At 31.7% G+C, this 14,884-nt stretch carries 12 protein-coding genes; 1 reads left to right on the top strand and 11 read right to left on the bottom strand.

Annotated elements, in window-relative coordinates; all coding sequences use genetic code 11:
- Positions 1-2 precede the first annotated feature (2 nt).
- The 9 genes from H0I30_RS08700 to msrB form a co-directional block, all read right to left on the bottom strand.
- Positions 3-2,147 carry a molybdopterin cofactor-binding domain-containing protein gene (locus tag H0I30_RS08700; RefSeq protein WP_218771477.1) on the bottom strand — a complete coding sequence of 715 codons (2,145 nt, stop codon included), beginning with the start codon at positions 2,145-2,147 and terminating at the stop codon, positions 3-5.
- 3 nt (positions 2,148-2,150) lie between these two features.
- The gene (locus tag H0I30_RS08695) at positions 2,151-2,630 is read right to left on the bottom strand and encodes a (2Fe-2S)-binding protein (protein WP_218771476.1); all 480 of its coding nucleotides are present in this window, start codon (positions 2,628-2,630) and stop codon (positions 2,151-2,153) included.
- A 2-nt stretch (positions 2,631-2,632) separates the two neighbouring features.
- A complete protein-coding gene (locus H0I30_RS08690) occupies positions 2,633-3,244 on the bottom strand; it encodes a hypothetical protein (protein ID WP_218771475.1) in 612 nt (203 codons plus the stop codon).
- Between the two features lie 36 nt (positions 3,245-3,280).
- On the bottom strand, positions 3,281-4,846 hold the full coding sequence (locus H0I30_RS08685; protein ID WP_218771474.1) for a YdiU family protein: 1,566 nt from the start codon (positions 4,844-4,846) through the stop codon (positions 3,281-3,283).
- Between the two features lie 293 nt (positions 4,847-5,139).
- Positions 5,140-6,363: a bifunctional alpha/beta hydrolase/OsmC family protein gene (locus tag H0I30_RS08680; RefSeq protein WP_218771473.1), complete on the bottom strand. Its 1,224-nt coding sequence runs from the start codon at positions 6,361-6,363 to the stop codon at positions 5,140-5,142.
- A 2-nt stretch (positions 6,364-6,365) separates the two neighbouring features.
- On the bottom strand, positions 6,366-6,881 hold the full coding sequence (locus H0I30_RS08675; protein ID WP_218771472.1) for a peptide-methionine (S)-S-oxide reductase: 516 nt from the start codon (positions 6,879-6,881) through the stop codon (positions 6,366-6,368).
- Positions 6,860-7,102 (bottom strand): glutaredoxin domain-containing protein, encoded by a 243-nt coding sequence (locus H0I30_RS08670; RefSeq protein ID WP_218771471.1) that lies wholly within the window; start codon positions 7,100-7,102, stop codon positions 6,860-6,862. Before H0I30_RS08670 ends, H0I30_RS08675 begins: the two co-directional genes overlap by 22 nt.
- A 1-nt stretch (position 7,103) precedes the next feature.
- Positions 7,104-7,643 carry a peptide-methionine (S)-S-oxide reductase MsrA gene (gene msrA / locus H0I30_RS08665; protein WP_218771470.1) on the bottom strand — a complete coding sequence of 180 codons (540 nt, stop codon included), beginning with the start codon at positions 7,641-7,643 and terminating at the stop codon, positions 7,104-7,106.
- A 29-nt stretch (positions 7,644-7,672) separates the two neighbouring features.
- Positions 7,673-8,119 (bottom strand): peptide-methionine (R)-S-oxide reductase MsrB, encoded by a 447-nt coding sequence (gene msrB / locus H0I30_RS08660; RefSeq protein ID WP_218771469.1) that lies wholly within the window; start codon positions 8,117-8,119, stop codon positions 7,673-7,675.
- A gap of 171 nt (positions 8,120-8,290) precedes the next feature.
- Here msrB and H0I30_RS08655 point away from each other — a divergent pair, with 171 nt between their 5' ends.
- Positions 8,291-9,499, top strand: a complete 1,209-nt coding sequence (locus H0I30_RS08655; RefSeq protein ID WP_218771468.1) for a Pycsar system effector family protein — start codon at positions 8,291-8,293, stop codon at positions 9,497-9,499.
- Positions 9,500-9,520: 21 nt separating this feature from the next.
- Here the strand turns inward: H0I30_RS08655 and H0I30_RS08650 are convergent, their stop codons facing one another.
- Both H0I30_RS08650 and H0I30_RS08645 read right to left on the bottom strand, forming a co-directional pair.
- Complete coding sequence (locus H0I30_RS08650) at positions 9,521-11,914, bottom strand: GAF domain-containing protein (RefSeq protein ID WP_218771467.1); 2,394 nt, start codon at positions 11,912-11,914, stop codon at positions 9,521-9,523.
- A 138-nt stretch (positions 11,915-12,052) separates the two neighbouring features.
- Positions 12,053-14,824: a TonB-dependent receptor gene (locus H0I30_RS08645; protein ID WP_218771466.1), complete on the bottom strand. Its 2,772-nt coding sequence runs from the start codon at positions 14,822-14,824 to the stop codon at positions 12,053-12,055.
- Positions 14,825-14,884: the final 60 nt, after the last annotated feature.

Raw genomic sequence — 14,884 nt, 5'->3', positions numbered from 1 at the left:
TATTAACTTAATTTTAAAGGTAAAGAAGTTAATCGTTTTCCTGTTAGTCGATAAACAGCGTTTGCAACTGCTGCAGCAATTGGACCTAAAGGAGGTTCGCCAACTGCGCTTGGTTTATCTATACCTTGCAGCAAAATAACATTAATTTCTTTAGGAGCATGTTTCATTAAAGCCATATTATAAGGGCCATAAATTGTTGGGCGTAATTGACCTTCTTCTACAAACATTTGTTCATGCATAGAAGCACTCATACCCATTATAATTGCACCTTCACATTGCGCTCTTACTTGATCCGGATTTACTGCGATTCCGGGATCCATAGCACAGGTAACTTTATGTACTTTAATTTGATTGTTCTCTATAGAAACTTCAGCAATTTGTGCACAAGGTGTTCCTGCATCTGTAGAGGCGGCGAAACCCATTGCACGACCGTTTTCTGCTTCATTTTTATAATTAGCACTTTTTTTAGCCGCTTTAATAACTGCTTTTAATCGTTTTCCGTTTTCATCATCCTGAATATGAGCTAAGCGGAAATCAATAGGGTTTTTATCTGCTTTTTCTGCTAAAATATCCATCATACTTTCCCATGCAAAAGTATTTGCTAATAGTCCTAAACTACGCCACCAGCTAGTTGCAAAAGGTAGTTTTACATGCCAAGAAACTGCACGGATATTGGGTATTAAACCATATTGGCAAAACCCACCACGAATAGCACCAATATCGGCACCTAAAATAGTATTTACAAAACCTGGTAGTATTGCCGAATCTATAGCAACATCTCCACTAGAAAAATCGTGACGTATAGCTTTTATCATACCATCAGAATTTAAGGTTCCTTTTACAACATGATGTGTTGGCGGACGAAACATATCGTGCTGAAACTCTTCTTTTCGGGTGAAAAAATACTTTACAGGCTTACCAACTGCTTTCGACATTACAGCTGCCTGAACAGCATGTGGCGTGTGTAATCTGCGTCCAAACCCACCACCTAAATAAGTGGGGATTACATTAACATTTTCTTCATTAATATTTAAACGAGCAGCAACTTCTTTTCGAGTAATAGCCACTACTTGTGTAGAGATTTTAATAGTTGCTTTATCTCCTTCAACAAAAGCTAAAACTCCGTTAGGCTCCATTTGTGCATGTGCTCCAATCGGACTTTTAAATTCCATCGAAATACTTGCTTCATCCTCTATATCATCGCCTATTTTTTGAATGATAGTTGGATTTCCTTTACCAACTTTCATCATTTCTTCAATATTTTCAGTGTTTAAAGTGTTGTTATATTCCCATTTAACCTTAATAGCGTTTTTAGCATTTAAAGCTTCTATGTAAGAATTAGCAACTACACCTACAAAATCATCTTCTTTAATAATTTTTATAACTCCTGGTAATTTTTCAGCATCAGTAGTATCTGCACTTATAAATTTTGCTCCAATATGTGTTGCGCGAACAACAGCACCATGTAACATATTTGGCATTTCTGCATCCATTCCAAAAATCGGATTTCCAAAAACTTTTGCATTTAAATCTATACGTGGTATTGGTTTTCCTACAAATTTATAGTCACTAATATCTTTTAGTTTTGGTGTGTCAGGAATTTTCCAATCGGTAAGATCTTTAGTGGTTTCTAAAAAAGACATTGTTTTATTTCCGTCAGAAAAAACACCTTTATTTGCTTTTAAAGTACTAGCTTCAATACCTAATTTTTTAGCAGCTTCTATCTTTAGCATTTCGCGAGTTGTAGCTGCTAATTCACGCAGTGGTTGCCATAAACTAGCAATAGAAGTACTTCCGCCTGTGGCGAAAGAATCTAAATTACCAGTAGCAGTTGCTGCATGCACAACATCAATTTGTTTTATAGAGACACCTATTTCATCAGCTGCAATTTGCGCCAAACCGGTAAAGGTTCCTTGTCCCATTTCTACCTTTGGAGAATGTAAAATAATGGTGTTGTTTTTTGTAATTTCAAACCATATCATTGGTTCCATTCCGCTTCCTGAATAAGGAGATTCTGCCGAATTTAAATATCCTAAAACTTCTCTACGTATAGGGTTTCTGAATAAATAGGTTCCTACAGCAACAACACCTATAGTACCTAGAGCTCCTCGAACCAAAAATTTACGACGTGATAATTTAGCACTCATAATTTATGATTTTAAAAGATTAGTATTATTTAATTCTGCTGCACGATGAATTGCTTTTCGCATTCTGTAATACGTAGCGCAACGACAAATATTTACAATGTTTTTGTCGATATCATCATTTGTAGGGTTTGGATTTTCGTTTAATAAAGCGGCAGTTGCCATCATAAAACCAGGTTGACAATAACCACATTGAGGAACAATTTCTTCTACCCAAGCTTGTTGAACGGGATGAGGATTTTCTTCGGTTCCTAAACCCTCAATAGTCGTTATTTTTTTACCTTCTGCAAATTTAACCGGAAAAGAGCAAGAACGAACAGCTTCATCATCAACACGTAAGGTACAGGCACCACAAGCGGCTTTACCACAACCAAATTTGGTTCCTTTTAAGTTAAGCATATCTCTAATCACCCAAAGTAAAGGTGTATTGCCATCATCAATAGTAATAGTTTTTGATTGGTTATTTACTTCGAATGTTATTTTCATAATTATTTAGTTGGTTTATTAGGAATTATGGCTCCGTCTTTAAACCATTGTTTTACGGTTTTTTTATATTCTTCTAATGAAACAGGAGGTAATTCTCTTTGAATTCCCTCGGCATTTACACCAGGGTTCCATGCCCACAAAACGAGCTCATGTTCAGTTAAATGATGCATTGTTTCGTTAGGTGTTCGACCACCGTTTCGTTTAGGATCCATCATTGATGTTGCAATTTGATATCTATCTAACCCTTCCCAAAACATTTCAGGAGGAGCTAAAGACCATTCAGGTGCACCTGGAACTCCAGAATATTTATTGTTTTCTGTTTGATGACAAGTTGTACACTTTGTGGCTTCGAAACCTAAGTTATTGGTTCCTCTAGACATACCAAAGTAATGAGGATGGGAATCTTCACCTTGTTTTGGTATATTGTCATTAGGATGGCAATTCATACAGCGTTTGTGCGTAAGGACATCCATCATTTTATTAAAGTTATCTTCGTTTGTAGTGGTCGAAGTTACTGCGGTGTATTTAGGTTGAGGTTTTTTTAAATTTGCGGCGATAACAAAACTTGTTATAATTAAGAGTAAGGCCACAAACCATTTGCTTTTAAGTTTCATATAAAAATTATAAGTCGACCTAAAGTTACTCTTTTTTTAAGAACTACAGCTTAAAGCAGAACAGCCAACTTTATGGCGTGCCCATTCTGGTCGTTTTGCAAACCATTTTTTATGTTCTAATTGCTCTGAATACGGATTTTTTAATAATTCATATAATTCATCAATTAATTTATAGTCCCCTTTATCAGCGGCGTCAATTGCTAATTGAGCCATGTAATTTCTAAGTACATATTTTGGGTTTACTAAATCCATTTTTTCTTTTCTTTCTTGGTCAGAAAAAGTTTCTTGTTGTAGTCTTTTTAAATAACGATTAAACCAATCTACCCAATGATTTTTAATTTCATCTTTTACTTCATCAATTGTATAAAAAGCAATTTCAATTTTTTTAATAGCGCTTTCGAAATCATCTTTTGTAGTAATAGTTGATAGATTTCTAAAGAAAATAGTCATGTCGGTTTCTGTTAATTGTAAAGTTTCTTCTAACCTGCCAATTAACTCTTTGTCGTTTTCATCATCAGAAAATAAACCTAATTTAGATTTCATCATTTCGTGATATTTCGCATTATAAATATCAGAATATACATCTAAAATATCTTGTAAAGGAGCTACTTCTTCAATAAGCGGATACAAAGCATTTGCGAGTTTAAATAAATTCCATAGTCCGATTTGCGACTGATTTCCGTAGCGATATCGCTTGTGTTGATTGTCTGTTGTATTAGGTGTCCAACCAGAATCATAGCCTTCTAGCCATCCGTAAGGTCCAAAATCGATTGTTAATCCGAGAATCGACATGTTATCGGTATTCATCACTCCGTGTACAAAACCAACGCGTTGCCAATCCACAATCATATCGATGGTTTTATTTCTTATTGCTGTTAAGAAATCGAGATATTTTTGTTTTCCTTCGGATGTAATTTCAGGATAAAAATGTTTGATAGTATAGTCTGCCAATTTTTTTAAAGTAGGATGGTTTTGTCTTGCAGATAAAATTTCAAAGTTACCAAAACGAATAAAATTTGGTGCCACACGAGCTACAATTGCTCCTTTTTCATACGCAGGATTTCCGTTGTATAAAACATCTCGTAAAACTTCATCACCAGATAAACTTAATGATAGTGCGCGGGTGGTTGGAACGCCTAAATGAAACATGGCTTCGCTACACAAATACTCTCTAATTGAAGAGCGTAAAACGGCTAAGCCATCTGCGGTTCGAGAATACGGAGTTTCACCAGCGCCTTTTAATTGAATTGCCCAACGTTTATTATTGTGTACAACTTCGGTCAAATTAATAGCACGACCATCGCCCAACTGTCCTGCCCAATTACCAAACTGATGTCCGCCATAACACATCGCAAACGGATGCGTGTTTTCGAACACTTTATTTCCTGTAAAAACTTTTAGAAAATCATCAGATTTTGTATCTTCTTCAGATAAACCAACGGCTTCTAACATTTCTTTTGAAACGTGAATTAATGTTGGATTAGCTGTTTTTGTAGGTTGAACATACGAAAAGCAAGCGTCTAAAACTTGTCGGCGTTCACTTCCTATAATTTTATCAGCAGGTAATTCGTTATTAAAAGTGTCTTGAATATTTAGTTTCATTGGGCAAAGATAATTGGATGAAAATTATTAATGTGAAATTTTACAAGTTTCAGATACTAAAGCATCTTCTTTTAATGTGGTTTTATTTGATTTTTAGCAACTTCGTTTATGAAATTGTTATAAATATTATGTGTTAGAGTACTATTATAGACTTTGATTTTAGAAAAAACCTATTTCTTCTTTTTTCTAATAGTTAAGACAAATCTTTTCAGGAGCTTTTAAGGCTTTATTTCCTTTAGATTTTGACTTCAGGTAGTTTTAAAATCTTAAATAATACTTATGGTTGCATTTATTTAATGTTCGATAATACTTGTATCGAAAATAACTTCACTAGCCAAGGTTTTGTGAACAGGACATTTAGAAGCTATTTCTGTTAAGCGTTTTTGCTGCTTTTCGTCTAAATTACCAACAAACTTTAATTTTTTACTAATATGATCTAAATAAGTTGGTTTTTCGGTTTCAATACCTAAATCATCACTGTGTTTTCGTGAATGTGTTACGTAAACAAAAACCTCTTGTAAATCCCATTTTTTACGTTCTGCATACATTTTTAACGTCATAGCGGTACAAGCTATTAGTGCTGTATTTAAATATTCGTAAGGAGAGGGACCAGAATTATCTCCTCCAACTGAAGCCGGCTCATCGGCAATTAATGTGTGGTTTTTAGATTGAATATTTGTCGTAAAATTATTTTCATTCAAATTTAAATGTCCAACTAATTGTTCTCCGTTAGTTTCTAACATTTTATTCTCCTGTTTAGGAAAATAATGTTCAGACCAAGTACCAATTAAGTTACCAGCATAAATACTGTCTTTTGAGTTTGATAGTAAATGATCGGCATCATCTAAGCTTATAAAACTTTTGGGATGATGCGCACTTAAATACAATTCTTGTGCATTATTAACACCAACAATAGTATCGACAGGAGAGTGTAATATTAAGATAGGTTTTCTTAAGTTTTTTGTTATTTCAGGTAGATTAGTTTTATCAAAATCAGACACAAATTCTTGATTGATTTTAAAAGGTCTTCCACCAATGTTTACTTCAACATCACCAGCTGTTTTTATATTTTCAATTCCATGAGAAAATAAATGTTTAACATGACTCACGCTAGAAGGAGCACCAATAGTTGCAACTGCTTTGATGTTATTTAATTTAGAAGCAGCTACGATTGCAGCTGCACCGCCTAACGAATGACCAACCAATAAACAAGGAGCGTCATAATGTTCGGTCATGTAATCATTTACAGATATAAGATCATCAACATTTGCAGAAAAATGACTTTCAGAAAACTCACCTTCGCTGCGACCTAAACCTGTAAAATCGAAGCGTAAAACACCAAAACCATGTTGCGTTAAAGAGCGACTAATATTTTTAACAGCACCTAAAGTACTGCTACACGTAAAACAATGTGCAAAAATCACATAGTAATTAGGTTTTTGATTAGCAGGCAATTCTAAATAAGCTTGTAATTTATGCCCTTTTTTATTGATGATATTTAGTTTTGTGTTTTTCATAATTAGGCAGTTGTAATATTTAATTTTTTTGTGTTTACTAGTTTAGAAAAATGAGTTCGTAAAAATTGTAGTTTTGGATTGATAAATGTTTCACAAAACGGTTTTTCTGGATTAGAATAGTAATAATTTTTAAACTGATTTTCTGACGATTTAAATTCTTTAAATTCTAATATTTGTGTAATGATTTTTTGTTGAAAATCAGCTTGTAAATTATCAATTATTAGCTGAATTTCCTTTTTTTTATTTTCAGGAAATACATAAATAGCAGAACGATATTTTTTTCGCATAGAATGTTGCGAAGTACTTTTATGAGTGTGTAAATGAATTTCTACTAATGTTTTTACTGTAATTTTATTAGAATTAAAAGTAACAATAACAGCTTCTGAAAAGGTGTTGTTTTTATTAGTAGAAGCAACAAAACCTTGAGCTACCTTTTCAACGCCAATTAACGATTGAAATACTGCTTCTGTGCACCAATGGCAGCCCCCGCCAAATGCTATTTTAGTTTTTCTATCCATTTATTTAACTCTTTATCTGTCGGGTTCCGAAGTCTTTTCTTATCAATTGTAATTGTTGGAAAATTAAGCTTTCTGCTTTCGTACAGATTTTTTAATTCTTCTGCAAAAATTTCATTTAACTCAACATCAAAAAACGCGTAACTTATATTACGCGTTTTAAAAAATGTTTTATAATGTTGTGTTTTATGGCATCTTTCTGCACCATATAACTTAATAAGCATATTACTTTAGTTTATCAGCATGTAGCTTACGTAATCTTGCAAGCTTTGGTTCAATTACAAAACTACAATATCCTTGTTTTGTGTTCTCTAGATAATAATTTTGATGCTCTTGAGTAGCTTCATAAAAATTGGTGTAAGCACTTAGTTCTGTAACGATTGTATTCTCGTAGTATTGCTGTATTTGTTTTAAAACTTCAGTAGCCATTACTTTTTGCGAATCGTTATGATAAAAAATTACAGATCTGTATTCAGTTCCACGATCTGCTCCTTGTTGGTTTAAGGTTGTAGGGTCGTGTGTTGTCATAAAAATAACTAAAATATCTTCGTAAGAAATAATAGCAGCATCAAAAGTAACTTGTATAACTTCTGCATGGCCGGTTAAGCCCGAGCAAACCTCACGATAGGTTGGGTGACCAGGAACATTTCCGCCAGCATAACCCGACACTACTTTTTTAACTCCTTTTACTTTTTGAAAAACAGCTTCGGTACACCAAAAACATCCACCACCTAAAGTGGTAGTTTGCATATTTTTAATTGTCATTTTTTCTTCTTTTTTATTAAGTAGCGTAATTATTTTTCACCTATTTGCATAGATTCGGAGTTAACACAATATCTTAATCCACTAGGTTCTGGTCCGTCAGGAAAAACATGTCCTAAATGTGCATCGCAAGTATTGCATAAAATCTCTACTCTAACCATTCCTAGTGTATTATCTTTATGGTATTTGATTGCATTTTCGGTAATAGGTTGTGTAAAACTCGGCCAACCAGAACTTGAGTCGTATTTAATAGTAGAGTCAAATAAAGGAGTGTTGCAACAAATACAATTGTATTGGCCTTCATCATAAGTAGTACATAATTCACCTGAAAAAGGGCGTTCAGTTCCTTTTAATCGCGTAACTCTAAATTGTTCTGGAGTTAATAATTCTTTCCATTCAATTTCAGTTTTTTCAACCCTTTTTGTTGGAGTTGGGTTTTTACTTACAGCAAAATGAATAATTTTTTTCCAGTTTAACATAATAGTTTTTTTATTTAGATTTAGACAAAAAATATAGCACAGAATCAATTTGTAAACTGACTATGTACTATATGTTAATGGAACTTAACAAGAGTATAGTCGGTTTTAAGTCTTCAAACTTACACTTAATAATAGTTAAAAATTATCTTTAATTTAGCAAAAACCTTTTTGATGGAAAATTTATTAAAAGAAGCAGAAAATTTTGTTACGAATCTATTAAATGAAGAATTAAATCCATCATTTGTATATCATAGTGTATTTCATACGCAACATGTAGTAGATAAAACAAAAGAAATAATAGAGGGTCTTGAAATCGAAGAAAAATCAGCTCATAAATTACTATTAGCAGCATGGTTTCATGATGTTGGATACATAAAATCTATTGAAAATCACGAAGAAGAAAGCGTGAAAATTGCTGAAGGTTTTTTACAGAAACAAAAGGTTTCTGAGATTGAAATTGCTGAAATTTCTAAAATAATTTTGGCTACTAAGGTGGGGGTACAACCAGAATCTGAACTAGAGAAAATAATTTGTGATGCTGATTGTGCTCATATAGGAAGCAAGAATTTTACGGATTATACTTCTTTATTAAGAAAAGAGTGGGAGCTAACTAAAGATTATATAATCTCTGATTCGAAATGGAATACAGAGAACATTCTTTTTTTAACAAGCCATAAGTATTATACTGTTTATGCAGCCAAGAATTGGGGTAAAGCTAGAGGTAAAAATTTAGCACAACTATTAAAAAAACAGAAAAAAAGAACTCAGGAAAACAAAAAAATAAAACAAAAAAAGGCTGCATTAGATTTTAAAAAAAATAAAGTAGCGTTACCAGAACGAGGTATAGAAACAATGTTTCGTGTGGCTTTAAGAAATCATATAACTTTAAGTGATATTGCAGATACTAAGGCAAATATTTTACTGTCGGTAAATGCTATTATTATTTCTATGGCGCTGTCTACTTTAATTCCGAAATTAGATAATACCTCTAATCATTATTTAATTATTCCTTCGTTAATTTTTATAACATTTACTGTTGCTTCTATTATTTTATCAATAATGGCAACACGCCCTAATGTTACAGAAGGTAAATTTACTAAGGAAGATGTAGCGAATAAAAAAGTAAACTTATTATTCTTCGGAAATTTTCATCAAATGAATTTGCAAGATTTTGAGTGGGGGATGGAAGAGATGATGAAAGATCGTGATTACCTATACGGTTCTCTTACTAAAGATTTATATTTTTTAGGGCTTGTTTTAAACAGAAAGTATAAGCTGTTAAGAACAACTTATACTGTTTTTATGATTGGTATAATTGTAAGTGTAATTGCTTTTGCAGTAGCCTTTAAAATACAAGATACTAGTGTTGGTTTGTTATAAGAGATTAAGAAAATAGATAATTTATTGTTTAAATTCCTGCATCAATTCATCAATAGATATTGTTTTTTCGCTATTAAAATTTTCTTGATAAATAACCTCAACACGCAAAGCTTTAAGCCCAGATACACCTTGTAAATCTTCTAACTCTAGTGTTTCTACTTTTCCGAGTAATTTTTTAGATTGTAAAAAACTAATGTACTTCATATATTCTACTGCATCTTTATCTTGCGAGTATACGATTGCTATTTTACCAGGAATAGTTAGGCGTTCTTTAGTTTTTTTAATGTGTGCTTTATCAATTCGTTTTTTTATAATCTCATACCTAATATTGTAAGCACCATCTACGTCGAATTGTTTTTCATCCATTCTAAATTTTATAGATAATGGATTGCTATGAACTAATATTAAAGAAGCTACTTGCAAGTCATGCTGCATAGATTTACGAGCTGTATTCGCAACGTTTTCCATCTCGCACATTATTTGTAATTGCCATAAGCGAAGGTTGTAAAGATAAAGCTCGTCGAACTTCTTTTCTTTGGTTAAAGATTGCCCGATATACATATTATATTCAACACCATCTGTTTTATAACGTTCAAAATAATGGGGAAACATAGCTTGCGCATTCTCTTGTTTTAAATCGATGAATTTTGCTAGTTTGTCATTTAATAGCGTTACGCTTTGCTCGTAAGCTTTTCGTTTTTCGTATACAACATGTAAGTTGTCATCTAAACGATTTATATAAGTGCCTACAATAGTTGTTAAATGACTATTGATTTCTTTAATGTGTTTAAAAACAGGGTAGATTTCACGTTTCATGAAATCTAGTATGCCAACTTCATCACCAGCCTTTAATCCTTTAAGAACATCGGTTATGTATTCGTTTAAACGAAACATTAACTCATTGTATATTGGTAGTCTTTCTGATTCACATGCTTTTTTAAGTACAGATATAGCTAATGTAAGTTGTGTTATTAAATCTTCTTTAATGGCTTCGTTTCTAGCGAAGGATGATCCTTTTATGTCTGATTGACCATATAAAGGGTATATGTCTTTAAATACGATTTGTTCAATCTTTACATGTTCTTTTTTAGAATAAAGATCGTATTGATATTGCTCTGCAGCCTCATAAAATTTCCACTTTACAGTTGGGTGTAAAGAAGTGTAATGCTTTTGAATTGTAGCTTCTAAAATATTTATATATTCTTCGGATGAGCGATCTATGGCGGCTTTAAAAACTGGAATAATATCTGTTAGTTTTTGTTGATTAACAGAGTTTAATTCATACGCTCTAGGAGAGGCAATTTCTAAAAGTGCTAAATCATTACTATCACTTGCTTTTATAGGAATTAGTAAAACACTTCCTATGTTTTTTTCTTTTAATCGTTTAGAAAAAGGATTGTTTTTTGTAGCTTCTCCATAGTTTTCGACATCAGAAATAGCAATTATTTCTTGAGCTTTAAAAATTTTAGAAACTATAGAGCTACAAAAAAAAGTATCACATGAAATTCTTTTTTCATGATCTAATAGAATAATACTTTCAGATTTTTTAATACGTGTGGATTGTAAAGATAAATCAGAAGTATCGAATACAGAAAAACCAACTTTTAGATCTTTAATATTATAAAATTCACTTAAATCTTTACGAAGTTTTTCAACAATACTGCCATCGTCTTTTTGCAGTAAACTGGTTCTTATTGATGAAATATTTTCATCGGCAGTTACATCAAATAAATTCATAATGCCAAAGCCTTTAAAAATGTAGCTTTCAGGAGGGAATTTTTCTTTCCAAACATCAATATTATTATAATTATCTAAAAGAACTTTAATATCGCTTTGAGTAATTTTAGGAGCAGTATTAGTAGGAGAAATATCCATAAAATCACCATTAAAGGCAACTCTGTAATGTTTTATTAAATTGTTTTCCTTATCAGGAATATCAAAGAAAAAAGGACGTTTTAGATCTATTGGGTATTGATATACGGTGTTTAAAATAAACGTACATGCCATTATGTACATTTTATCATCATCTAGGTCTCTAACTTTTAATTCATAATCATTTCCTGCATTTTTAAGTATATTCTCTAGGCGTTTTGTGAATTTAAAAGTTGTAAAAGAAAAAGGTATTGTGGCAGCTTTAATTTCATTTAAAGTTAATATTTCGGGAAATAAAGCCTCTAATAGAAGATCAATAATAGCTTCGTGTTTTTTTAATAGCGTTATATCAGAAAATCCCGAGATGAGCTCTGGATTTTTCTCAACTTGTTTTATGATTATTTTTGCAGACGCATTAAAAGGATGTTCTTTGAAGTCATGGCTAGCATATTCTTTAAGCATATTATAAATTTTCTCAAAACTAATATTTAGCTGTAAAGGTAAATTGATGTTTTTAAACGCTTTTAATGCTCTAACTTCCATGAATTGTTTATTAAACTATTGCAAATTTACAAAATTGTACTGAGTTAGTAGTTTTTGGTTACTACCGCTTTCGTTAAACAATGAGTATAAAAAAAGTCCTTGTTAAAATAAGGACTTTTTTGTGATGTATTTCTTTGATTAAAAACGCATATTATAATCTCGTATTTTTCCTTTTTTACCTAAACTATTAAATTTCCAACTAAAGCCTAGCATAAAATATCTTTCTAACACAGTACTTTCAGAATCTTCAATATAATTAGAAGTGGCTCTACGTTGTGCATTTGTATTTTGACTTAATAAATCATATCCTTTTAAACTTATAGTTCCTTGGTCTTTTAGTACAGAGTACGCTAATGTAGCATTCCAAAACCAAGCAGATTTATTAAAACCAACAACATTAGGGTTGTAAGTGTATTTAACATCGTTTCTCCATTCTAATTTTTTTGGAAAGTTTGTTTTTGTTCTTATGGTTAAAGAATGGCTTGTGAAATTTTGATTTTGATTGGTGTTTATATCATATTTAGTTTTAGAAAAAGAAACATCATAACGTGTTTCGATAGAGATAAGTTTGTTCCAATCTAAAGTTACACCTAAGTTAGGTCTTAAAGCACTTGTTTGCGCTCCTTCTTTTATGTTATTTACAATGTTAAAGTTTTTAAAGACACTAATATTAGAGCCAGCTCTTAGTTTTAATGTGGTAATAGAATCTAACTTTACTTTTTTACTATAACTACCACCTCCCCAAAGATCATATCCACCATCAGTATTTTCGTAAGTTGAGTTTCTTATAAATTCATCAGAAATAGATGTGTTAGAAATAATTTGATTCTTAAACATACTACCACTAACATATAAATAAATACCTGTACTAGCTTGCCAATTAAATTTGTTGAAATTAATATAAGCTCTGTGATTTTGTGCTGGTTTTAATTCTGGATTACCAGTAATTATATTTGATGGATTACTAACGTTTTCGAAAGGTTGAATTTGGTTAATACCAGGTACTCTGTTTGTTAAACGGTAATCTAAATATATAGAAGCTTTCGAGTCAAATCGGTATCTAAAACCAGCATCTAAAGCGATGTTATTAAACTTTTTGTTTAAACTTAATTCAGGACGTAATTTGTCGTTGTTCTCTAAAGTTCTGTTTACAAAGCCTGTCTCGAAATTAAAACGCCATTTTTTTGTTTTATAAATTAATTCTAGAGAAGGTGTTTTTGCGATGTCATTATACGTAAAATCCGAACTTAAACTTTCATTAAAATCGGTATACTGTTGCGAAGAATTATTAAAATCATATGTATCTTGCTTATTCTCTCTTTCATCACTTTGATAACTGTATTTAGCGTCTAAAAAGAATTTCTTTGCAACTAAAGGAAAACGATATGTTACCATGGTGTTTAAGCCTACTAAATTATCTGATATGGTACTTTCTTGATCTCTAGTTTCAGAGCTTGGGTTACTTCCAAACACTTCAATAGTTGATTTGTTTATTTCATCAGTATTAGATTCATCTATTTGATTTGTAATCGAAGCCTTAATAAACGCACCTTTTGAGCCTAATTTTTTGGTAATATCAATAGTATTTTTAAAATTATTGGCACTAGATTTAGCAAATGAATTACTCGTGTAATTGTTGGTAAGAACATTGCTTTCACTTAAAGATTCTTCCTCTCTACGATTATTTCCTTCTCTTTTGTTAAAAACAAAAGAAGGACTTATGTTAATTAAAAAAGTTGAATCTATTTCGATATCGAATTCCGTACTAACACTATGGTTATGATTTTCATCATTTGATGTAGAGGTTGCATTCGTAAAATATTTTCTATCAGGAAGCGTGTATTCTTTATTGCTTTTAGAAGCGTCATTAGAAGAACTACCTGAGTAAAAATAGTTAGCATTTACATCAACTCCTTTTCCGTATTGATCAGCATATGTTGCTCCAGCAGTTTTAGATTTTACAATTCCGCTACCTCCACCAAAACGTCTACCGTTAATGCTAAAGCTACCGTTGCCACCAATCCAGTTATTTCCACCGCCAAACATTTTTTGAATTTCACCAAAACTAAATCCAGGTGAATTTATATTGTTTGTACTTGCCAAAACACTAAAACGTTGATCGTTGTCAAAGCGATTTACCATTGTTGCTCCTTCGTAACGTTTATCGGTTCCTGCACCACCAGATACTCTACCAAACCAACCTTTATTATTTTCTTTTTTAATGGTTAGATTTATCGTTTTGTTGTTTGCATCTCCTTTTTCACCAGAAAAAGCTTCAGATTTTGATTTTGTATCTGTAATCTGAACTTTTTCAATAATATCTTTTGTCAGATTTTTTGTAGTAATACTAGGGTCATTTCCAAAAAAAGGTTTCCCGTTTACTAAAATCTTATTTACATCTTTTCCGTTAACGGTAATTTTACCGTTTTCATCAATTTCTACGCCAGGTAGTTTTTTTAATAAATCTTCAACGTTAGCATCTTTCTTTGTTTTAAAAGACTTTACATTAAACTCTAACGTGTCTGTTTTAATAGTAATAGGAGCTCTAGAGGTAACAACAATTTCATTCAGTAAATTACTTTCTTCTTCTAAGTTAATATTTCCTAACTCGAAAGTTGATTTTTTATCTAATGAAATAACTTTCGTAAAGGTATTCATTCCGATATATGATATAAATAACTTTAAATTTTTGTTATATGATTTTCCTTCTAAAGAAAAATTTCCGTTGTCATCTGATATTGTGTATGAAACAACTGTACTGTCTTTTACTTTTTCTATATGAATTGTAGCAGCCTCAATTGGCGTTTTTTCTTTTTTTGAATTTATCTTACCGGATATTTTAAATTGATAAGATTGTGCTAGCATGTTTGTAGCAAGTAATAGGGTGAAAAGTAAAAGTAGTTTTTTCATCTTTCTTTAATAGCGAGTTAGTTTATTAACAGGCAAAGAAAATGAAAAAACTACTTTGAA

Origin of the sequence: Tenacibaculum sp. AHE14PA (genome assembly GCF_019278465.1) — a bacterium.
In the GTDB taxonomy this organism is placed as follows: Bacteria; Bacteroidota; Bacteroidia; order Flavobacteriales; family Flavobacteriaceae; genus Polaribacter; species Polaribacter bernardetii.
This window is presented reverse-complemented; position numbering and strand designations above follow the sequence as displayed.

Bases quoted from the DNA above. Each gene is read 5' to 3' on its own strand.
- H0I30_RS08700 (WP_218771477.1), bottom strand. From the start codon at position 2,147: ATGAGTGCTAAATTATCACGTCGTAAATTTTTGGTTCGAGGAGCTCTA.
- H0I30_RS08695 (WP_218771476.1), bottom strand. From the start codon at position 2,630: ATGAAAATAACATTCGAAGTAAATAACCAATCAAAAACTATTACTATT.
- H0I30_RS08690 (WP_218771475.1), bottom strand. From the start codon at position 3,244: ATGAAACTTAAAAGCAAATGGTTTGTGGCCTTACTCTTAATTATAACA.
- H0I30_RS08685 (WP_218771474.1), bottom strand. From the start codon at position 4,846: ATGAAACTAAATATTCAAGACACTTTTAATAACGAATTACCTGCTGAT.
- H0I30_RS08680 (WP_218771473.1), bottom strand. From the start codon at position 6,363: ATGAAAAACACAAAACTAAATATCATCAATAAAAAAGGGCATAAATTA.
- H0I30_RS08675 (WP_218771472.1), bottom strand. From the start codon at position 6,881: ATGGATAGAAAAACTAAAATAGCATTTGGCGGGGGCTGCCATTGGTGC.
- H0I30_RS08670 (WP_218771471.1), bottom strand. From the start codon at position 7,102: ATGCTTATTAAGTTATATGGTGCAGAAAGATGCCATAAAACACAACAT.
- msrA (WP_218771470.1), bottom strand. From the start codon at position 7,643: ATGACAATTAAAAATATGCAAACTACCACTTTAGGTGGTGGATGTTTT.
- msrB (WP_218771469.1), bottom strand. From the start codon at position 8,119: ATGTTAAACTGGAAAAAAATTATTCATTTTGCTGTAAGTAAAAACCCA.
- H0I30_RS08655 (WP_218771468.1), top strand. From the start codon at position 8,291: ATGGAAAATTTATTAAAAGAAGCAGAAAATTTTGTTACGAATCTATTA.
- H0I30_RS08650 (WP_218771467.1), bottom strand. From the start codon at position 11,914: ATGGAAGTTAGAGCATTAAAAGCGTTTAAAAACATCAATTTACCTTTA.
- H0I30_RS08645 (WP_218771466.1), bottom strand. From the start codon at position 14,824: ATGAAAAAACTACTTTTACTTTTCACCCTATTACTTGCTACAAACATG.